The organism is Sutterella megalosphaeroides, assembly GCF_003609995.1.
Lineage (GTDB): Bacteria > Pseudomonadota > Gammaproteobacteria > Burkholderiales > Burkholderiaceae_F > Sutterella > Sutterella megalosphaeroides.
Window position 1 is genome coordinate 1,960,326 of the sequence record NZ_AP018786.1, and the last position, 20,546, is coordinate 1,980,871.

13 protein-coding genes are annotated in these 20,546 nt (G+C 64.1%); 3 read left to right on the plus strand and 10 right to left on the minus strand.

Going from position 1 to position 20,546, the window contains the following annotated elements; all coding sequences use genetic code 11:
- Window positions 1-206: 206 nt before the first annotated feature.
- The 9 genes from S6FBBBH3_RS07755 to hybE form a co-directional block, all read right to left on the minus strand.
- Window positions 207-1,175 carry a hypothetical protein gene (locus tag S6FBBBH3_RS07755; RefSeq protein ID WP_120177203.1) on the minus strand — a complete coding sequence of 323 codons (969 nt, stop codon included), beginning with the start codon at window positions 1,173-1,175 and terminating at the stop codon, window positions 207-209.
- A 197-nt stretch (window positions 1,176-1,372) separates the two neighbouring features.
- Window positions 1,373-2,419 (minus strand): hydrogenase expression/formation protein HypE, encoded by a 1,047-nt coding sequence (gene hypE / locus S6FBBBH3_RS07760; RefSeq protein ID WP_120177204.1) that lies wholly within the window; start codon window positions 2,417-2,419, stop codon window positions 1,373-1,375.
- Window positions 2,420-2,542: 123 nt separating this feature from the next.
- Window positions 2,543-3,667 carry a hydrogenase formation protein HypD gene (gene hypD / locus S6FBBBH3_RS07765; RefSeq protein ID WP_120177205.1) on the minus strand — a complete coding sequence of 375 codons (1,125 nt, stop codon included), beginning with the start codon at window positions 3,665-3,667 and terminating at the stop codon, window positions 2,543-2,545.
- Between the two features lie 2 nt (window positions 3,668-3,669).
- Window positions 3,670-3,912 (minus strand): HypC/HybG/HupF family hydrogenase formation chaperone, encoded by a 243-nt coding sequence (locus S6FBBBH3_RS07770; protein WP_120177206.1) that lies wholly within the window; start codon window positions 3,910-3,912, stop codon window positions 3,670-3,672.
- 223 nt (window positions 3,913-4,135) lie between these two features.
- Entirely contained in the window at window positions 4,136-6,742 is a 2,607-nt protein-coding gene (locus S6FBBBH3_RS07775; RefSeq protein ID WP_232008763.1) for a carbamoyltransferase HypF, read from the minus strand.
- A 214-nt stretch (window positions 6,743-6,956) separates the two neighbouring features.
- Window positions 6,957-7,787, minus strand: coding sequence for a hydrogenase nickel incorporation protein HypB (gene hypB, locus S6FBBBH3_RS07780; protein WP_120177208.1), 831 nt, complete (start codon window positions 7,785-7,787; stop codon window positions 6,957-6,959).
- A gap of 189 nt (window positions 7,788-7,976) precedes the next feature.
- Window positions 7,977-8,384, minus strand: a complete 408-nt coding sequence (locus S6FBBBH3_RS07785) for a hydrogenase maturation nickel metallochaperone HypA/HybF (RefSeq protein ID WP_120177209.1) — start codon at window positions 8,382-8,384, stop codon at window positions 7,977-7,979.
- A gap of 73 nt (window positions 8,385-8,457) precedes the next feature.
- The gene (locus tag S6FBBBH3_RS07790) at window positions 8,458-9,744 is read right to left on the minus strand and encodes a hypothetical protein (RefSeq protein WP_120177210.1); all 1,287 of its coding nucleotides are present in this window, start codon (window positions 9,742-9,744) and stop codon (window positions 8,458-8,460) included.
- Complete coding sequence (gene hybE / locus S6FBBBH3_RS07795; RefSeq protein ID WP_120177211.1) at window positions 9,737-10,471, minus strand: [NiFe]-hydrogenase assembly chaperone HybE; 735 nt, start codon at window positions 10,469-10,471, stop codon at window positions 9,737-9,739. Before hybE ends, S6FBBBH3_RS07790 begins: the two co-directional genes overlap by 8 nt.
- Window positions 10,472-10,886: 415 nt before the next feature.
- Here hybE and S6FBBBH3_RS07800 point away from each other — a divergent pair, with 415 nt between their 5' ends.
- The 3 genes from S6FBBBH3_RS07800 to S6FBBBH3_RS07810 all read left to right on the plus strand — a co-directional run bounded on the left by S6FBBBH3_RS07800 (window position 10,887) and on the right by S6FBBBH3_RS07810 (window position 18,692).
- Window positions 10,887-11,390 carry a methylated-DNA--[protein]-cysteine S-methyltransferase gene (locus tag S6FBBBH3_RS07800; RefSeq protein WP_170143885.1) on the plus strand — a complete coding sequence of 168 codons (504 nt, stop codon included), beginning with the start codon at window positions 10,887-10,889 and terminating at the stop codon, window positions 11,388-11,390.
- A gap of 110 nt (window positions 11,391-11,500) precedes the next feature.
- The gene (pepT, locus tag S6FBBBH3_RS07805; protein WP_120177212.1) at window positions 11,501-12,754 is read left to right on the plus strand and encodes a peptidase T; all 1,254 of its coding nucleotides are present in this window, start codon (window positions 11,501-11,503) and stop codon (window positions 12,752-12,754) included.
- A gap of 334 nt (window positions 12,755-13,088) precedes the next feature.
- Window positions 13,089-18,692: an AAA domain-containing protein gene (locus S6FBBBH3_RS07810; protein WP_120177213.1), complete on the plus strand. Its 5,604-nt coding sequence runs from the start codon at window positions 13,089-13,091 to the stop codon at window positions 18,690-18,692.
- A gap of 342 nt (window positions 18,693-19,034) precedes the next feature.
- Here the strand turns inward: S6FBBBH3_RS07810 and S6FBBBH3_RS07815 are convergent, their stop codons facing one another.
- Window positions 19,035-20,528: a flavocytochrome c gene (locus S6FBBBH3_RS07815; protein ID WP_120177214.1), complete on the minus strand. Its 1,494-nt coding sequence runs from the start codon at window positions 20,526-20,528 to the stop codon at window positions 19,035-19,037.
- Window positions 20,529-20,546: the final 18 nt, after the last annotated feature.

The following is a 20,546-nucleotide window of genomic DNA, read 5'->3' on the forward strand; positions in this document are numbered from 1 at the left end:
GGCACGTATTCTACCGTCCGACTTCGAGACACAAGCCCCATGTTAACACCGAATTATCCGATTCCTTCTCTCCGAAAAAAACCGAACGCTTCGATGAAAAACGTGCTCGTCCAAACGTTCGGAGAAGCACGTTTCGAAAGAGCCCCGCACGGGCGCTCGGGCGTCGTCGGTGCGGGGCGGATCGGAGCGGCGGGAACGGAAGTGCCTTACTTCGCTCCAGCCTTCTCGTCAGTCTTTGCCTTCTCAGCCGCCTTGGACGCGTCGATCGTCTTCTTCGCGTCGTTCATGCCCTCGGGCGCGACGAAAAGGTGCACGCCCTTGTTCGAAAGCAGGAAGGGGAGCTTCCACTCTTTGGACGAGATCTCTTCGGGCGGAATGTACACGAACGTCAGATCGGGGAGCGCCGGCGCGAGGTCCGTCAGGATTTTGCGTCCGTCGACCTTTTCCTTTGCCGAGTCGTAGAGGTTCATCTTCAGGCTCGCCTGCCAGGGGTAGCGCCAGGACACCGTTTCCTTCGGGTCCAGCCACGACGGGTTCGGGACCGCGGGGTAGTCGCTCTCGCTGATTTCCGGGATCCAGACGGAAACCGAGCAGCCGTTGGCGCCTTCCGGATCTTTGGTGCGGAAGCACCCGATGTCTTCCTTGATGATCGTGACGCCCTGTGTCGTGGCATCAACCCAGAGGAAATGGAACTTGGCGGGCTCCTTGTACCACTTGATGGTTTCGAACCCAAGCGTTTTTGCGCGCTCCTCGATGGCGTCGATGACCTTCGCGGCCACCAGCTTGTCGGCCTCCAGGCGCGTCGGCGCTTCCGAGACGGGCACGAATGCAAAGAGATGAGGCTTCAGGTCTTCGGGCTTCTCTTTCCCGAGCTCGGCGAGAAGCGAGAATCCGAGGTCAAGCCCGAAGGAGCCCCCGAAGGTGCGCGGGCCCGAGAGGTACGTAAGGGTCGAGAGCGTCACGTCGGTGCCGAGCGTGCTCGACGCTTCGAGGTCGCCGGGGTTGGACGCGTCCTTCAACTGCGTCGAATACATCTGCCGCATGAGGTTCAATGCATAGCTCTCGTCGGGATGATACGGAGCTTCTTCGGCCATCCACTCGCTGTAAGTGGTGCCGCAGCCGGAAAGCAAGAGAGCGCTCGCAAGGAGAGCGCTGAGGGTCTTCAATGAGGTCATGGGAAAAATCTTTTAAGGGTTGGCTGTGAAGATCGGGAAAGCCGATGCGTCAACCTTCCCGACCTTCCCATGATGCGCCTTTCCAAAAATTCTGCCCGCGCCCTCTTCTCTCGAAAAATTCCCTCGCCCCGAAATGAAAAAACGTGCCCCCCGATCACTCGGGCGAGCACGTTCCGTAGGGTGGATGGGCCGGATCGTCAGCAGATGCGCGGGAGCTGTTCGCCCTCCAACCAGTCGACGTTGCGCCGTCCCCCCATCAAGGTCGTCATCTCAACGCGCCCGGCATTCTCTTCCGTAACGACGCCGATTTCGGCCGCATTCGTGCCGTACGGGTCGCTTCTCATCGCCGCGAGCGCCGCTTCGACCTCGTTTTCGGGGACGATCACGATGAGCTTCCCTTCGTTCGCGACGTAGAGGGGATCGAGCCCCAAGAATTCGCAGGCCGCGGCAACTTCGGGACGCACGGGAATCTTCGATTCGTCAAGCAGCATCCCGACGGAACTCTGAACGGCGATTTCATTCAAGGTCGTCACGAGCCCCCCGCGCGTCGGGTCGCGCAGGACGTGCGTGTTGGGAGCGGCTTCGAGGATCGCTTCCACCATTCGGTTCAAGGGCGCGGAGTCGCTCTCGATGGTCGTGCCGAACGACATGTTCTCGCGCTGCGAGAGAATGGCCGTTCCGTGGTCGCCCATCGTCCCCGAAACGAGAATGCGGTCCCCCGGGCGCGCGGCGCGCCCCGAAATGGAATGCTCCGTGAGCTTTTCACCGATCCCCGTCGTCGTGATGTAGATTCCGTCGCCGTGGCCCTTTTCCACGACCTTCGTGTCCCCCGTCACGACGAGCACCCCCGCTTCGCGGGCGGCTTCGGCCATGGAGCCGACGATGCGATCGAGGTCAGCGAGCGGAAAGCCCTCTTCGAGGATGAAGGTCGCGGCGATGTAAAGGGGCTTCGCACCGCAAACGGCCACGTCGTTCACGGTGCCGCAAACGGCGAGCGACCCGATGTCGCCGCCCGGGAAAAAGAGAGGCTTCACGACGTGCGCGTCGCAGGAGACCGCAACGGGATTCGTCATCGGGGGCATCACCGCCCCGTCGTGCCCTTCGTTCAGATAGTCGTTCGAGAAGTGCTTCGCGAAGAGTTCTCGGATGAGGTCCGCCGTCGCTCGGCCGCCCGAGCCGTGCGTCATGTCGACGACGCCGCGGCGAATGTCGAGCGCCCGGCGATATCCGGATTTGACGGCCATGGTAAGTACCTCCTTTCTGTTCCTTTGGGGAGGCGCGAGGAGCTCTTCAGACGCTCTCAACGTTCTCAACGTTCGCCCCCAGCGCACTTGGAATGGTTCGTATTTGAAGAATAGTCGGTCGCTTCAGCTTGCGTTCGTCCTGCGTCCGTAGGCCCAGGCCGCGGCGCACGCGCCTTCGCTTGAAACCATGCACGCGCCGATCGGGTGCTGCGGTGTGCAGACCGTACCGAAAAGGACGCACTGTTCGGGCGTCTTTTCGCCGCGCAGAATCGCGCCGCAACTGCACGCTTTGTTGTCGGCCACATGGCGCTCTTTCAGAGCGAAGCGCTTCTCGGCATCAAAGCGCCCGTACTTTTCGCGAAGCTTCAGAGCGGACTTCGGAACCGTCCCGAGGCCGCGCCACTCGAAGGCGTCGCGGAGTTCAAAGACTTCGTCCATCAGGGCCTGCGCCTTCACGTTCCCTTCCGGCGTCACGGCGCGGCTGAATTCGTTTTCGACTTCGGCGCGACCGTCGTTCACCTGACGCACGAGCATTTCGATTGCCATCAGCATGTCCAAGGGTTCGAACCCCGCCACGACGACGGGCTTTTTCCACTGCTCGGCGAAACGCTTGTAGGGGTTCGAGCCGATCACGGTCGAAACGTGCGCGGGGCCCACGAGCCCGTCCAAAACGGGCGCGTCGGGGCGCGAGGGGGCGGTGAGGAGAATGTGCTCCATCGCCGCGGGAGTGAGGACGTGCGAGCAGAAAACGGTGAAGTTCGCGAGGTTTTCGGCTTGCGCCTGCTTGATGACGGCAGCGGTCGGAGGCGTCGTCGTCTCAAAGCCGATTGCGAAGAACACCACTTCGCGGTCGGGATTTTCTCGCGCGAGCTTCAGGGCGTCGCTCGGCGAATAGACCATGCGAACGTCCCCCCCTGCGGCACGGCACTGAAAGAGGCTTCGGCCTCCCGAAGCGGGCACGCGCATCGTGTCGGCGTACGTCGCGAGAATCACCTTGTGCTCGAGCGCGAGTTCGATCGCCTGATCGATTCGCCCGATCGGAAGCACGCACACGGGGCAACCCGGCCCGTGGATCATCCGAACGTTCGGAGGGAGGATGTCGCTCAGGCCCCAGCGGGAGAGCACATGCGTGTGCCCGCCGCAAAATTCCATGAAGCGGTAGGTCTTCTCGGGACGAGCCGCACGACGGATCGCTTCCGCCAAACCCCGGGCCGTTTCGCTTTCGCGGTATTCGGTAACGTACTTCACGCTCAAACCTCCGTGCGGTCGGAGGCGGAGCCCGCCGTCTGAGCGAGAAGCTTCAGGGTTTCTTCCGCTTCCTTCGGGTCGATGCGGTTCAGGGCGAACCCGACGTGAAGAATCACCCAGTCGCCCGCCTTGGGGGTGTCGATCAACGAAACGTCGACCGTCTTTTCAATGCCGCCCGCATCGGCCAGGGCCGTGAGCCCGTCGGGCGAAACGGTTTTGAGTTGTACGGGGATCGCCAAACACATAAACGAGATTCCTTATCGCTTGTCGGTGTGCCGTGCGGAGCCGCCCCTCCGAGGCTCGCTCTCTTCGGAGAGAGGAGCTCTTGAGATTCGGGCATCTCCGACGTCGAATTCTTTCGGTGGGTTCTTCGAGCTTCGTCTTTAATCCTACGCACTTGCCGCGCGCTTGTCTTCCGTCCTTTTGCCGAGAAGCGAAGCGCGCGGCATCCGTCGTTCGGGCGAGGTTTCAGCGGTTCCGAAGGGTTCGGTCCGCCCGAAAGACGTAGTCCGCCGGGGGAAGGCCGGTGGCTTTCGCGTGTTCCACGATTCGGGACGCGAGCCACGCTTCGCCCGCCGCAACGCCTCCGTCGCCCGCTGGGGCTTTGCGCGGAAGCAGCGCCTCAAGACCCATCGCTTCGAGACCCTTTGCAACGCCCGAGGCGAGGAAGCGGTTCGCGAAGCACCCGCCCGAAAGGGCCACGTGCTTGGGGTCCATCGGCGTATCCGCACACGCCGCGCGCACTTCGCCCACCCACCGCACGAGCCCCTTCGCGAGCGCGAGATGGAAAAGGAGCGCTCCGTCTTCGTGCGACTCGCCCCGGTCGTGCCCGTCGAGCAACCGATCCATAAGCGGAAGAAGATCCAAAACACCCTGCTCCGTCACGCGTACGAGCGCGTCCAATTCCGAATCCGCGAAGGTCGCCTTCGAGCGCGCCGCAAGGCTTTCGAGCCGCATCGCGGCCGTCGCTTCGTCGTGCTGCACGGGGACCCCGGCAAGCAAGGAGGCCGCCGCATCGAACCACCGACCCGTCGAGGTCGTGCGTTTCGTGAGTCGGGGATTTCGAATCAGCTGCACGATCGCTTCCGCCATTTGGGGCGTGACGTGCCCCGCAAAGCGCCGGGCGATTTCCGTTTCGCGTCCGAGCTCCGTCAGGAGAGCCGCGCCCATGCGCCAGGGCTCCCGCGCGGCGCGGTCGCCCCCGGGAAGCGGCAGGCTCCGAAGCGTCCCGAGTCGCTCGAACCCCGTCGACCCCGCAAGGAGCAGCTCACCGCCCCAGATGGTCGTGGACTCGGCAGAGTCAACCCCTTCGAGGACCGGTCCGAGACCCACGCCGTCGAGTGCCAGCCCCAGAACGGGGATTTCGCCCGTCAAGCCCGCTTCCGCCATCACGGCCCCGACGTGGGCCGCATGGTGCGGGACGCGAATGAGCGGAAGATGCCGTTCGTCCGCGAGCACTTGCGCAAAGCGCGTCGAGAAAAAGTCGGGATGCAGGTCGCAGGCGAGCGCTTCGACTCGTGCGTCGAGAATGCTTTCGAGGTGCTCGACCGCTTCTTCAAGCGCCCGTTCGGTCGAGCGATTTTCGAGGTCCCCGATGTGCTGCGAAAGGACGATTTCGTCCCCGCGCGAAATCGCGCAGGTCGACTTCAGATAGGGCCCGAGCGCCAAGACGCACGGAAGATCGGAGACGCCCGTTTTGATCCCTTCGGGCACGAACCCGCGGGAGCGGCGAATGAAGAGGGGCTTCTCGTCCGCCACCCGCACGACCGAGTCGTCGCAGCGCAGGAGAATGTCGCGGTTGTGGATGAGAATGTAGTCCGCCATGGATCCCAAGCGCTCCACGGCTTCCTCGTTTTGCGTCACGAGAGGCTCCCCGCCCGGGTTCGCGCTCGTCATGACGAGAAGCGTATCGACACCGGCGTCGTGCATCCACGCGGTCCCCTCGGGTTCGCCCGCGAAGGTGTGAAAGATCATCGCATGCAGCGGCGTATAGGGGAGCATCACCCCGATGTCGGTGAGCCCCGGAGCGATGCCCTCCAACCGCGCATCGAATTCCGCGTCCGTGAGAGCATTCGCTCCGGTCGTCGTGTCGATTGCCGTATCGGTCGCCCCTTCGGCCGTACGCTTGCGGGCGAGAACGATCGGACGCGCGGGCGAGGTGAGGAGCCTCTTTTCTTCGGGTGTGAATACGACGTACTGCTCGAGCGCCTCCACGGAAGCCCCCATGACGGCGAGCGGCTTTTCGTCGCGGTGCTTGCGGGAGCGAAGGCGCGCGACGGCCTCCGCGTTTCGCGCGTCGCACGCCAAATGAAAGCCTCCGAGGCCCTTCAAGGCGACGGTAAGTCCCGCCTTGAGCGCCCGCACGACGGCGCGCACGGGGTCGCCCGCGTCTTCGGGCACAAGTTCCGCAGGTTTCCCCGTCGGAAGGAGCAATTGAAGTTCCGGCCCGCACACCGGGCAGGCGTTGGGTTGCGCGTGAAAACGCCGATCCAACGGATCTTCGTACTCTCTGAGGCACGCGGGGCACATCGGAAACTTCGCCATCGACGTCTGCGGCCGGTCGTAAGGGAGTCGGCGCGTGATCGTAAAGCGTGGCCCGCAATGGGTGCAGTTTGTAAAGGGATAGCGGTAGCGACGGTTCGAGGACGAGAACATGTCCGCAAAGCACGCCTCGCACGTGCCCGCGTCGGCCGTAATGGAGGCCGTGACACGGCCCCCTGCGTGGGTTTCCGAAATCGAGAAGCCTTCGAGCCCTTCGGGGAGAGCTTTCGTCATCTCGATCGAATCGATGCGGGCCAACGGGGGCTTTTCCGCAAGGAGCGTATCGGGAAAGGCGTCGAGCGCCGACGCGTCCCCTTCGAGGCGGATGCCTACGCCCGCTTCGTCGTTCCAGACGCGGCCCGCGAGATTGAGGGCGGCCGCAATGCGGTAGACCGTCGGGCGAAAGCCCACGCCCTGTACGAGCCCCGTTACGCGAACGATGCGGGCTTCACGAGAGCCGTTTGAAGAGTCGCTTGAATTCCGAGTGTCGGGAGTGTTCTGCGGCATGGTGGTCGGGTTTTCCGAGTGCTTCACGGCGACGGTCTCCTCGGGGATCGAAGGACGCTGCGCTCTTTGAATTCGTTGAAGCGAGCGCCTCCGGTGAGTTGCGGGCCCCGAATGCGGGTTTTGCAGGGATTCGGGGCACACTTCGAAAAATCCTCCGAGGCCTTCGGAAACGCGTGAGAACGACTCAAGCTGGAGGCTCGGAGGATCGGCTGTATCAGTGAGACGGGTTGTACGTGCAATCTCAGAGGGACGCCACCACAAGCTCCGCCTTCACCCAGGCGAGCCATTTGTCAAGTCCTTCGCCCGTCGTCGCGCTCACGACGAGGATCTTGATCCTCGGGTTGACGCGGCGGGCATATTCCTTCGCCTTTTCAAGGTCGAACTTCACGTAGGGGAGAAGGTCCGACTTGTTGATGATCATGAGGTCCGAGGCGTGGAACATGTCGGGGTACTTGAGGGGCTTGTCCTCCCCTTCCGTCACCGAGAGGATCGCCACCTTGTGGGCCTCGCCGAGGTCGAATTCCGCAGGGCAGACGAGATTCCCGACGTTTTCGATGAAAAGGACCGAGCGGTCTTCGAGCGTCATCGCGCCCAAGGCCCCTTCCACCATCGCGGCGTCGAGGTGGCAGCCCTTCCCCGTATTGATTTGGAGCGCCGGGGCCCCCGTCGCGCGAATGCGGTCGGCGTCGTTCGAGGTTTCCTGGTCGCCTTCGATGACGGCGGCGGGAAGGTCGCCCGAGAGCGCCTTGAGCGTCGCCGTGAGGAGTTCCGTTTTGCCCGAGCCGGGCGAGGAAACGAGGTTCAGCGCGAGAATCCCGCGGCGCGCGAAGTACGCCCGGTTGCGCGCGGCCACTTCGTTGTTGCGCCCCAAGACGTCTTCTTCGATCGCAAGCATCCGCCCCGTCTTTCCGCCGTGATCGTGGTCGTGATGATGGTCGTGATCGTGGTGGTGATGCCCGTGATCGTGCGCATGATCGTGCGCATGGTCGTGCACGTGCATCGTCACGTTGCCGTTTTCGTCCGTATGGGTGTGCAGGTGGCCGCTCGTGCCGCAGCCGCAGGTCGTACACATAGTGAATTTCCTCCTTCGCAAAGTCCGCCGCCGTCTTCGTGGAAGTGTGAAAGCGGAGAGCGTCTGTCTGTTCGGGCCGGGTGTGTCGCTTTCGGTCGCTTCGGGAAGCGGAAAACCTTCGGGGGCTCGCCCGGCCGTGTGTTTGAATCGTTGGATCGGATGGGATCGGGAATGTTTGTGCGTCGGCTCTCAGGGGAGGCCGTCGGCGCTCTCGGACTTGCCGTCGGGCTCTGCGGGTTCGTTCGCCTCCTCGTCGAGCGCCTCGACGATCCCCGTCACCTTGAGTTCGTCCCCGCCCGTGGCGGTCATTTGATACCCCCCGCACTTGGGGCAGGGGTCGCCGTAGCGGTGTAGGGGAACCGTTTCCGCGCAGGTGTGGCACCAGGCGGCGCCCGGTACGGGTGTCAAGACCAGTTCGGCCGCATCCGCGGGTCCTCCTTTGCGCACGCTTTCCCACGCAAAGAAAAGCGCCGCGGGGTCGACCGCGGCGAGTTCCCCGACCGCGGCTTCGACGCGCTTGACGCGTCGGACGTTGTTCGCGCGGGCCGTACGTTCGACGATGTCGATGATCCCTTCGGCGATGGAGAGTTCGTGCATGAAGCGGCTTCCTCGTATGGATTGGCTGCGTCCCGCGCGAAGCTCCCGACTCGGTCGACCGCTCCGAGGATCCTCACGCGTGACGGTGAAAGTCGAGCGGCACGCACGCGTCGAGTCCGAAGAGCGCGAGCCGCAGAAGCGATTCGAACTCCTCGAAGTCGACGGGCTTTTCCTCGGTCGCGTCCGCATTGAAGTCGCGCGCGAGGAGCGTGGCCGCCTGTTGGCCCGGACCGTCGGGCGAAAACTGCCATTCGGTGGGCGAAGTGATCCGAAGACGCACCGCCTCCCCCGCGTCGTTCACCGACACGGCATGCGCGAGCAGTCCTCGGGCCGTCTCCGTCAAGCATAGGGCCTCGCCCGCACGAAAACCATAGGTCGAAAGAGGGGTTTCCCATCGGCCGTTGGGGGACATTCCCGAGGAGGTATCCGAGTCGCCCAGGGACGCCCGAAGCGCCTCAAGCATCGCGGCGATGTCCGTCAAGCGCGCGGCCAAAAGGCTCACCGCGCAAACTCCGCGCAGAGCGACGAGCCCCGCGACCAACGGTTCCCTCAAGCGCCGCACGATCGCCCCCGTCAAGCGGGTTGCTCCCTTCCAGACGGGCGCGAGGTCGAACCCCGGCTCGTGCATCATGCGGTAGAGCAACTCCTCGGCAAAAGCGGGGCCCGCATTGTGACCGGGCAATAAAGGCGCGCTCACACGCCCGAAATTCGCGGGTCGCATGAGAAACCCCCGCGCCAAGCGCGCGGCGGGGAGCTTGTCGTTCCACTGCGCGGCCCACGCTTCCATCGCCTCAATGCTCGTCGTGTCGCTCAACCACGCTTCGGGGACCATCCCGAAAAGCATCGTTGCGGCGGCCTCTCGGGCGTCGTCGAAGAGCGCCCGCACGGTGTCGGTCGCAGCCATCCGGTGCGGCGTGTCGATCGCCTCGGGGTGCAAGGGGTCCATGGCCGCCATATGCTGAAGGACGGTCGCGACCTCCGCACGCAACCGCCCGATCGAACGAAGCATCGCCGCATCGGGCCGCAAGCCGGAGAGCGCCCCCGCGTCCATCACGAGGACGCGCAGATTTTCGACGACCGCCTCCAAAAGTACGGCGCGCTCGGGCAAAGCGCCCGTTCTCGCACGACGCTCCGCGTCGCACAAACCCACGGCGCGCGCTCGGGCCGCATCGAAGGACGCCAGGTGCGCGCAGGGGCAAAGCCCGTAAAGAAGCGGAATGAGGCGCCTTGCTTTCGCGCGCTTTTCGGGAGACGCGAGCATGCGGGCGATACCGTTCGTGCGGGCGTTCAAAACGACAACACCCGCGCGGCCGCCCGGTTTGGGGCTCAGGTCGATGTGAACGGTACCGCTCTCAATCATCCGACTGCGCTCCCGGGGTTCTTTCGACGGCCCCCGTCGAAGGTTCGTTCTGCTGCGTTTTCTTTCCGCCGAAGGGGGCGAAGAGCTTCCGGCGCGAAACGGACGTCTTTCCGGCGCGCTCGATCCGATCGAAGAAGGGTTCGCGCTCTTCGGGCTTCTCGGGCTCGAGCGCCTTGGGCGTGAGGACCGGCGTCTCTTCGATGTTCTTCGGGGGCGCGATGCGAATCGGAATCACGCGGTGGAGTTTCCCGTCCGCGTTCGGAGCGATGAGCGGCGTTGCGTCTTCGTCGTCTTCCGGGATGCGGTCGGCGGTGAGCATCATGTCGAGCGCCATCTGCGCGATCAGGTCTGCGGTCTCCCCGTCCCCGACGTCGTTGACGGGACTCTTCAAACTCAGCATCCCGTAGGCGCCGAGCGCCTCGTCTTCCACCGTCGTGAAAGTAAAATCCCCTGCGGGCAATTCCACGACGAAGGTCGAGCCCGCGCGACGGGTCTCGGGCCAGGTCTCGCGACAGCCGCAGGCAAAGACGCAGAAAATCGCCCAAGGCGTCGTCATCGCGCCGATCCAGTCGTTCCCCCAGCGGCGAAAACCGTGCGCGCGCACGGCGACTTTCGGGTTGAGTACGGGCAACCCCTTCATGCGGGTTTCGGCCGCATGCCGAAACCCCGCCTCGAAAAAGGACGAGGGGTTGAGGCTGTGAACGCGAAGCTGACGAACGTCGGACATGGATATTCCCCTCGAAGCGGCGGTGAAAAACAGAAAAGGACGCTCGAAAAACGCCCCGAACTCCGAACCCTCGGAGGTACACGGAACCCGACGGCTCCGTGCGACGTGCTCTTCGGAGTATAAAAAGCGTGGGACCGCTCGGGTATCGGTCGTTGGTGGAGTCGGGCTACGCCGAAGGGCGGAGGTGCGGGGAGAAAAAGGCGCTTCAACCGAACCGGAAGCGAGTGCTCGCTCTCAACATCACCCCCGACAGGTCGTGCGTTTTTGCGGCATCATGTACCTCACGCGTGCGGAAACGCCGCTCGGGGCGCGAGCCCCCCTCTTTCCCGCACGACGCCCGTTTCACATTTTCAACCGAGACAGAACAAAGGAGGAGCGCTCCCGAAGCCGCCCGCGCGCCTCGGGGGCCCAACCCATGACGGTCATTCGCTACGCGTACTTCACCCATCGCACCGGCCCCCGAGGCACCTGGGAAGCGGCCGTACGTCGCACGGGCGACGACGAAGCGCTCGTCGGCCTCGGGCTTTTGCCCCCGGGGGTCGACCCCATGAACGAGGACTCGCCCTCGCCCCTCACGGAAAAGCTCTTCAAGGAGCTCGCCGAATACCTCGATGGGCACCGTACCGAATTCGACATTCCGCTTGCCCCCGAAGGGACGGAATTTCGCCGTGCCGTCTGGGACGTGCTCCGTCGCATTCCCTACGGCGAAACGCGCTCCTACAAAGAGGTGGCGCTTGCGCTCGGCGACCCGAATGCGGCGCGCGCCGTGGGCGGCGCCTGCAACCGCAACCCCATTCTGGTGCTTGTTCCCTGCCACCGCGTGATCGGTGCTTCGGGCGACCTCACGGGCTTTGCGTTGGGGCTTGACGTGAAGACGTCGCTTCTGGAGCTTGAAGCGGCGCACCGACCCGAGCCCTGAGTGCAAAAGAGAGCGGCCGAGCGCCCCCTGAGAAACACCGATCGCGCGGCAGGCCTTCGAGCGGTAAGCTTCGAAAATCGCGCTTTGCGCAACACTTTGGGAATATCGCCATGACCTCCTCCACCCGCCCGCCCGTTCTCGAGCGTTTCCTTCGCTACGCCGTTCTCGACACCGAGTCGGACCGCGACAGCACCACCGCCCCGTCCTCAGAAAAGCAGCTTCGCTTGGCGGAGCTGCTCGTCGAAGAACTCCTCGCGCTCGGCGTCGAAGACGCCCGCATCGGGAAGGGCGGCGTCGTCTACGGGAGCCTTCCCGCGACCCCGGGGTGCGAAGCGACACCCGCGATCGGTTTCATCGCCCACATGGATACGTCGCCCGACGCCCCGGGCGCCAACGTCTCCCCGCAAATCGTCCGCTACGAAGGGGGCGACGTTCTTTTGAACGAAGCGCAAGGCATTGTGTTCGAAGCGGAACGCTTCCCCGAAATCCGCAAGTACGCGGGCGAAGACGTGGTCTTCACCGATGGCACGACCCTTCTCGGCGCGGACGACAAGGCAGGGATCGCCGCGATCGTCGAAATGGTCGCGCGCCTGCAGGCCGACCCCTCGATTCCGCACGCGAAGATTTGCGTGGGCTTCACGCCCGACGAAGAGGTCGCCCGCGGGACGGAGAATTTTGATATTGAGATGTTCGGCGCCCGCTATGCTTACACGTTCGACGGAGGCGAGGTCGGGGGACTCGAATACGAAAACTTCAACGGCGGCACCGCGTGGGTGACGTCGACGGGCGTGGGCGTCCATCCGGGGAGCGCCAAGGGGAAGATGGTGAATTCCCTGCGGTTCCTTGCGAAATACATCGATCGATTGCCTCCTGAAATGAGTCCCGAATGCACGAGCGGGCACGAAGGCTTCGTGCATCCCAATCACGTCGAAGGGTCGGTCGTTTCGAGCACCGTGCGCATTCTCATTCGCGACCACGACCGGGCGCTTTACGAAGCGAAGAAAGCGCTCCTCGTTCGGATTGCCGACGAAATCAACGCCGAATTCCCGCAAGCCAAGCTCGACGTTCGGATCAAGGACTCGTACGAAAACATGCTCGCCTACATCGAACGCACCCCGAAGGTGCTCGACGTCGTGCGCGAAGCCTACCGCCGTGCGGGGCTCGAACCCGTCGAAGAGCCGATTCGCGGCGGCACGGACGGCGCCCGCCTTTCGGCGCGGGGCCTCCCCACGCCGAACGTCTTTACGGGCGGTCTCAATTTCCACGGGGTCTACGAGTGCCTCCCCGTCAAGTCCCTCGAAAAGGCGTGCGACGTCGCGCTCGAACTCGCGCGACTCTCGGCCGAGGTGACGTCGCTCGAGTGAACGCTTGATTGAACGGAACACCCGAGAAGACCGCGATCCGAGTTCGAACCGACCCGAACACGAACGGACGCAAACGCGGCATTGAGAGAGGAACACTGGCCCCGAACGCAGCAGCTGCCGCGTTCGGGGATTTTTTTCGCCCGGCGGGAGCGCCCGAAAGTTCTCGATCGCGCGTCAAGCGTTCCCAAGCGCCCTCGATCACCCTCAATGGCCCGAAGCCCGCCCCCGTTGAATCCATGCCCGTTAGAATCCAAGAAGTTTTTCCCGATGCTTTCCGAGAAAGCAGCGGGAAATCCCGCCCGATTCTCAATCCCCAACGACGGACCAGATCGACATGCAAGCCAGTCCCGAACAATGCGACGCCGTAGAGAGCCTCTTCACCTTTGTGGAAGAAGTGGCCGGAATCCGCCAGGCCAAGATCAAGAACCTTTCGAAGTGCGACTGGAAGCTCGACATGCGCGACGTCGACCCGTCGCTTCCGGGCGTGCTCGAGGTTTTCAAAGAAGGCTCGGACGATCCGACGCTCCTTTGCCGAATCGAGCTTCTCGACCTGCCCGCCGCCCCGTTGCCGCCTGCGGAATTGATCGAGCACCTCGAAGGCGGTCGCACGGCCGCGGCCTCGACGGCGGCGCTCGTCTGGAAGGGGGGCTTCGGCGAGAGGACGCTTGAAGACGCCCGCAGCGCGCAACTTGCGATCCCAGAGGCTGAACTTGAAATCGCCGAAACGGAAAAGAGGCTTGCCGAACCCGCAGGTGAAAGCGGTGGTGAAGGTGAAGTCGAAGGGGTTGCGACGGAAGCCGCGAATGCGGCGGAATTGACCGCCATGCTCGAAGCCCTTCGTCGAAAGCTCGAGACGCTGCGTGCGGACGCGGCGCTCCTGCCCCTTCTCGAAGCGCGCGACGCGTGGCTCGCGAAGCGCGCCGAGTGGCTCAAAGAGCGGCTTCCGCGCGAACGCAACAAAGCGCTTTTCGAGCGGTTCCTCACGGCGCGCGAAAAACTCGAAGCCTCGAACCTGCGCTCGGAACTCCTCGTCGGGAATTTCATCTTCACGTCGGCTCCCGGCCTCACGGGAACGGGCGATTCCAACGAATTCGCGGACTACCCGCTTGTCGCGCAGCCGATCGAAATCACGATCGGTTCGAGCAAGCGCAATTTGCCGCTCCTTGAAGTGCGCGTCGACGAAAGCGCGAGCCCTCGCTTTCTCGGTGAGGTCGTGCAGGTCTTCGCCGAAGAGCGGATCGACCTCGCGGTCCTGAACGAACTCAAGGAATACGTCGCCTCCGCCTCCCCGGAAGTGCTCGGGGACGAGGCGCTCACGTCCGAAATCCGCAATGCGGCCGTGCGGCTTTCGACCGCCTGCCGCTGGGTCGACCCGAACGAGGCCGAATCGGCGGCGCTCGACGCCGAGCGGGACGCCTCGGACGTCAAATTCCGCATCACCCCTCGAGCGGTACTTTTCTTGCAGGACCGCCCGACGGGCATCAAAGAAGCGGTCGAGGCGATTCGCGCGCAGATCGACAAGGAGAGCGACATCCCGCAGCACCTCGTGGAAATCGTCTCTCCGGACGCCTTCCCGACCTACGCCCCCGAAGAGGACCGCAAGCCCACGCTCGAAGAAAAACTCGCCGCCACCGCGGGCGAAGACGAGACGATTCTCCTCACGAAACCCGCCAACAGCGAGCAGCTCGCCATTGCTCGCTCCATCATGCGCAACGACGTCGTGCTCGTTCAGGGGCCTCCGGGGACTGGGAAGACCCACACGATCGCGAACCTTCTCGGGCACTTCCTCGCTCAAGGGAAGCGCGTCCTTGTGACGAGCCAGACAACGAAGGCCTTGGCCGTCCTGAAGGAAAAGCTCCCCGAAGAAATTCAACCCTTGTGCGTTTCCGTCATTCAGGATAAGAAAGACCTCGAACGCACGGCGGTGGCGCTGCAACGCACGATCAGCGCGACGACGCTCACGGAACTCTCCGAATCGATCGAGGGTCTCGAAGCGGACCGCCGCACGTTGACGGCCGACCTTCACGCCGCGCGCTCGCGTCTCTACGCCCTTCGTCTCAACGAAACGAAGGGCCCCGTCTACCAAGGCGTCGAAATTCCGATTCGGGACCTGGCCGAAGATCTTCGCCGAAACGAAGCGCTTGCAGACCTCATTCCGGGCGAACCCGAAGCGGGGCCGATGCCTTTGACCGCCGAGGAGTTTCGCGACCTCTACGCGACAAACGGCCGGTGGAAGGCCGAAACGCAGCGCGAACTTTCGTTGGAACTTCCCTCTTCGACCGAGCTTCCGACGGGCGAAAAAATGCGCGAGATGTCGGACGTGTACGCGCGTCTCCAAGAAGCGACCTCCTCTGAAAAAACGGGGATCGCACGCGTTTCGGGTCGCAGCAACGCAAGCGGCACGAGTTTCCTCGAGTACGCGACCGCCTCCGGGGCGCGCCTTCTCGTGAAGCGCGACCGCAGCGCGATGCTCGATAAGGATCCGGGGTTCGAGCTTATCGAAAAGTGCGATTCGGACCCGATCCTGCGCGCAGCGCTCCTTGCGGCTCTTGATCCGAGCCTTGATGCGGGGGGAGCGGACCTTTTCGTGACGCTCGGTCAAAAGCTCTCGACCTTGGACGACGCCGAGCGTGAGATGACCCGACGGCGGATGTCGACGGGGCTTGCCGTCGAATTCCCGAAAGATTCGGTTGATGCGTCTCAAGGCGGCTTTGCGGCCCGGAAAGACGCCGCCGAGTGGTTCGCTCAAAACGCCCCCGACGGTCGTCCGGGCTGGTTCTCGCGCGTCTTCGGCAAGGGTAAGAAGATGCTCGCGACGCTCGCCTCCGTCACCGTGAACGGCAAAACACCGAACACGCGCGAGATGTTCGAAGCTATCGCCGCCGAATGCGTCTACCGCGAGAAGGAGCGCGAAACGGCGGACCGTTGGAACGCCGTCGCCCGTGCGGCGGGCGCGCCCGACTTCGCGTCGTTCGGCGAGAACGGCTCGAGCGCCGCGACGGAACTCGCCCGAACCTATGGCGACGATCTCCCGAAGATCGCGGGATGCCGCGCGACCGTCGCGCGTCTTCTCGAAGATCTGCGCGACGCGGAAGTCTCGGCTTACGACTCGGACGGCAAGGCGATCGAACTCCCGCTTGATGTTGCGGATGCCAACGGGAAGCTCGATGAGAAGAAAGCCTTCGAAGATCCCGAAGCGCTCCTTGCCGGCCTTTCGACGCTCGTTCGCGACCTGCTTCGTCCCGTTCATGCTTTCCGTCATATCGAAGCTGACCTGAAGAAAACGAACGACTGGAAAGCGGCCGTAGCCGAAAAGCTTCTTCCCGTTTCGGACCGCTCGCCCGTGGTCGCGCGCCTTGCGGCCGCGCTCCTCGCGGACCCCGACGGGTGGACCGAAGCCGACAAGGACCTTCAGCAACTCGAACGACAGCGCGCCCCCTTCGTACGCCGTCGGGCGCTCCTTGAAAAGCTCGGTGCCGCCGCCCCCGAATGGCGCGATGCGCTCCTTGAGGGGCGTCCGGGGTTCGACGGCACGACCGTTCCCTCCGACATCGAAAAGGCCTGGGACTGGAAGCAAAAAGATCGGCTCTATCGTGAGTGGACGTCGGAAAGCCCCGAAGCGCTCCAGGAAAAAGCCGCTCGGCTTTCGCGGGAACTGCGCTCGAACACCGCACGTCTTGCGGCCGAGAAGGCCTGGTACGCAACGAAAAAGCGCCTCGAAGGGTCGGAAGCGATTTCGAACCTCTCGAAGCTTGTTTACTATATGAAGCGCGCGAGCGGTCACGGAAAGAAGGTGGCGGAATACCGCCGGGAGGCGAACCGGTTGCTGCCCGACTGCCAGACGGCCGTGCCCGTCTGGATCATGATGCTTCAGGACGCGCTGCTCAACTTCAACGGCGCGGGGCGCTTCGACATCGTGATCGTCGACGAGGCGAGTCAGGCGGATTTGCTCGCTCTTCCCGTTCTCTACATGGCGGACAAAGTCATCGTCGTCGGCGACGACAAGCAGGTGACCCCCCTGGCCGTCGGGACGAATCTCGATACGGTCGACGCCCTCGCGCGGCGGTTCTTGGCAGGCCGCGTGAAGGAACCGAAACTCTACAACGCGCAGATTTCGCTCTACGACGTCATCAAGACGATGGGCTTCCCGACGCACATGCTGCGGGAGCACTTCCGGTGCGTTCCCGAAATCATCGGCTACTGCAACCGCTTGAGTTACGAAGGCTCCATTCGTCCGCTTCGCGACGGCTCGAGCACGAACCTCAAGCCCGCGATCGTCCCCTTCCGCGTCGAAAACCCCGAGGCGATCGACGAAGCGACGGACGCGTCGGAAACCCGCGCCAACCGCGCCGAAGCGGAAGCGGTCGTGCGTCTCATGCAGGCGATGATTGCCGATCCCGCGTACGAAAGGAAAACGTTCGGCGTCATCTCGATGCGAAGCGGTTCGCAGTCGCAGATTCGTCTTCTCAAAAACCTCATCTACGCTGCTTTCGACCCGCGCGAAATCGAAAGGCGTCGGATCCTCTGCGGGAGTTCCGCGGAATTCCAGGGGGACGAGCGCGACGTCATTCTCCTTTCGCTTGTCGACTCGGCCGCTCCGGGGAAGATGCTCCGAAAGATGGGCGACGGGAACGACGACTTGCAGAAGAAGCGCTGGAACGTGGCCGTGAGCCGTGCGCGCGACCAACTCTGGATCGTGCATTCGTTCGATCCCCAATCGCAACTCAAGCACGACGACCTGCGCTACGGGCTCTTTGCCTGGGCGCGGGAAGCGTCGCGCGCGGTCGACGTCGATCGTGTGAAGAAGGCCTCGGATTCGCCCTTCGAACTTGAAGTCGCCGCCGCCCTTTTGAAGCGCGGCTTCAAGGTCGAGCAGCAGTACGAAGTAGGCGCCTACCGCATCGACATGGTGCTTTCCTCGCGCGGCCGCAAGGCGGCCCTCGAATGCGACGGCGAACGCTACCACTCGACCGACGCCCAGATCCGCGACGACATGGAACGTCAAACGGTGCTCGAGCGCAACGGCTGGCGCTTCGTCCGCCTGCGCGGCTCGGAATACTTCCGCAACAAGGAGGCGGCCCTGGAGCGGGTCGTTCGCGACCTCGCCGCGCTCGGGATCGAACCCGAAACCGAAGCCGAGGTCGATGCGGGCAGTCCGGCCGCCACCCCGCTCCTTGATCGCGTCAAGGCGAATTACGCACGCCTTGCGGCAGGCGAAGCGCTCGAGGTCGTCGAAACGATCGAACCGAGTGCGACGGCGGATGCGACCGATGCGTCCGCCGAGGCGGCCCGCACCGCGAAGGACGAGCCCGAAACCGTCCGTCCGGTTGAGCCGGTTGAGCCGGTTGAAACGACTGAGACGGCTGAGATAACGGACAAGCCCGACGTCGCCGAAGTCGTTGAGGCCGCCGAACTCCGCGAAACCTCGGAATCGACCGCATCGGCCGAAACGAGCGAAACGAGCGAAACGAGCGAAACGAGCGAAACGACTGAAACGGCCGAAACTGCGGCCGGCAACGAACCCGCCGACGGCGAAGCGGAAAGCAAGGTCGAACCCGAATCAACGCACGACACTCGAGAGCCGCTCGAGCGTCGGCCCTTCGTCCGTGCGCTTCTTGCGGCACTCGCGACGAACGCGGCCGAGCCCTTGCAGGTCTCGACGGATGCGGCGGGCCTCGCCTTCCTCGCCCGCTCGGGCAAGGCGGCGGCGCGCATTGCGGCCTCGGGCGACGATTCGGCACCGATCGCGCTCGAAATCCTCCGAGCGCAAGGCCTGCGGGCGCGCGGGCTTCCGGCCGCCGTCGACAAGAACGGCGACTACCGCATCTGGCGACTTGAGGCCTCCGAGGTCGACGACGAGGCACGGGCGGCCGATCTCGCACGGCGATTCGCGGCTTACGTGCAGCGCGTTGCGGTCAAGATCGACGAAACGGCCTGACAACGCTTGAACTACAGACGGGCGACCTTCCTGCGGGCGGGTCGCCCGTTTGCTTTTCGGACTCGACGGAATCCGAAAAAAGATGCGGGCGGCATCCCGACCACGGATGCCGCCCGCGGACCGCACGTCACGTGCGGCTGGACCAAGGAGAGGGGGAGAGGAGGATTTTCGAGCCGCGCGAAAGCGCCGCCCGAAAATCCGAGGAGAACGGAGTTCTGCCGGTCATCCGACGACGGGCGCTTCCCGCCTCCCCGACGGGAAGCGCCCCGGGGCGACCCGCGCGTCGCGTCGTACGAACGTACGCCGCTCGGCCCGCGTCGTCCTTCGTCGGACCGGTACGTTTCAGAGTCCCTGAGCGGCGGACTTCCCGGCTACGCGCCCGAAGATCAGGCAGTCGACGATCGAGACCGTCCCGAGGCGCACCATGCCGTGCACGCCCCCGGTGATTTCACCCGCGGCGTAGAGCCCCGGAATCACCTTGCCGTCGGCGGCCAACACGCGGGCCTTCGGGTCGATCGCCAGGCCGCCCATCGTGTAGTGCACGCGCGGCCAGAGACGCACGGAATAAAATTCGCCCTTGTTTTCGAGGGTGTCGTCAAAGATCTTCGCCTTGAAATCGGGGTCCGTCTTGCGGGCGATGTAACCGTTCCAGCGGGCGAGCTCTTCGACGAGTTCCTTCTTCGGGATCTTGTGGAAGTCGGCCAGAGCTTCGATCGAATCGAACTTCTTGACGACGCCGTTCTCGAGCCCCGTCTTGAGGGCTGCGGCGGGAACGTGCTTGACGTTTTCGGTCGAGACGACGAGCACCGCCGGGTGACCCGTCGCGACGATCGCGTCGGAGCGCACTTTGCGGTTCCCGGTTTCATTGACGAAGCGCTTCCCGGTCTTGGGATCCACCATGAAGCCGTAGCCCACGACCGCCTCGACGATCTTCGGCGCCACGCCGAACCCCGGTTCGTCGGGCGAGGTCCAGGGACCGAGCTGAATCCAGTCCATATGGAGCGTGGCCGCACCGATTTTCTGCGCCGCAATCAGCGCGTCGCCCGTCGCGCCCGCCTGGTTCGTGCTCTCGAGCTGAGCCCCGAGGCGCGGGTCGTGAAGGCTCCGGAGCGCGACATTTTGCGAGAAGCCGCCGCCCGCGAGCACGATCCCCTTCGTCGTACGGTAGTAGACGAGCTTTCCGGAGTCGTCCTTCGGGAAGACGTAGCCTTCGCGCACGGCGGCCCCCACCACGCGACCGTTTTCCGTGAGGATTTCTGCAAGGCGCGTGCGCGGCGAAATGACGATGCCTTCGGCCTTGCACTTCTCGACGAGAGGCTTCACGAGCTTCGCGCCGTTACCGTTCTGATAGGCGGCGCTACGCGCGACGGAGTGCCCGCCGTGGTAGGCGAGGCGGTCGAACTTGACGCCGATGTAGTCGCGCACCCATTCGTACGTGGGGAGCGCGTTGTCCGCGACGACGCGGGCGAGCTCTTCGTGCACGAGGCCGCCGCCCGACTTCAGCATGTCGGCATAGAGCTGATCGGGCGAATCCTTGATGCCCGCCTTCTTCTGTAGGTCGTTGCCCGGAGCGGCGATGCCGCCGCCGCAAAGGAGCGAATTCCCGCCGAGGATGGCCATCTTTTCGATGACGACGGGCTTGGCGCCCGCGTCTTTGGCTTCGACGGCGGCGCAAAGCCCCGCATAACCGGAACCGACGACCAGCAGATCGACCGTCTTGTCCCAGGCGGGCTTGGGTCCGCAGGCGAGTTCCCGCGCGGATACGCCCGCCGCGGCGAGACCCGCGGCACCCGCCGCAACGGAACCGAGGAAACGACGACGCGTGGTATTTGTCATTTGCATTCTCCTAACTCA

Coding starts and splice junctions, on each gene's coding strand:
- hybE (WP_120177211.1), bottom strand. CDS start 10,471: ATGTCCGACGTTCGTCAGCTTCGCGTTCACAGCCTCAACCCCTCGTCC.
- pepT (WP_120177212.1), top strand. CDS start 11,501: ATGACCTCCTCCACCCGCCCGCCCGTTCTCGAGCGTTTCCTTCGCTAC.
- S6FBBBH3_RS07800 (WP_170143885.1), top strand. CDS start 10,887: ATGACGGTCATTCGCTACGCGTACTTCACCCATCGCACCGGCCCCCGA.
- S6FBBBH3_RS07815 (WP_120177214.1), bottom strand. CDS start 20,528: ATGACAAATACCACGCGTCGTCGTTTCCTCGGTTCCGTTGCGGCGGGT.
- hypB (WP_120177208.1), bottom strand. CDS start 7,787: ATGTGTACGACCTGCGGCTGCGGCACGAGCGGCCACCTGCACACCCAT.
- S6FBBBH3_RS07790 (WP_120177210.1), bottom strand. CDS start 9,744: ATGATTGAGAGCGGTACCGTTCACATCGACCTGAGCCCCAAACCGGGC.
- S6FBBBH3_RS07755 (WP_120177203.1), bottom strand. CDS start 1,175: ATGACCTCATTGAAGACCCTCAGCGCTCTCCTTGCGAGCGCTCTCTTG.
- S6FBBBH3_RS07810 (WP_120177213.1), top strand. CDS start 13,089: ATGCAAGCCAGTCCCGAACAATGCGACGCCGTAGAGAGCCTCTTCACC.
- hypE (WP_120177204.1), bottom strand. CDS start 2,419: ATGGCCGTCAAATCCGGATATCGCCGGGCGCTCGACATTCGCCGCGGC.
- S6FBBBH3_RS07770 (WP_120177206.1), bottom strand. CDS start 3,912: ATGTGTTTGGCGATCCCCGTACAACTCAAAACCGTTTCGCCCGACGGG.
- S6FBBBH3_RS07785 (WP_120177209.1), bottom strand. CDS start 8,384: ATGCACGAACTCTCCATCGCCGAAGGGATCATCGACATCGTCGAACGT.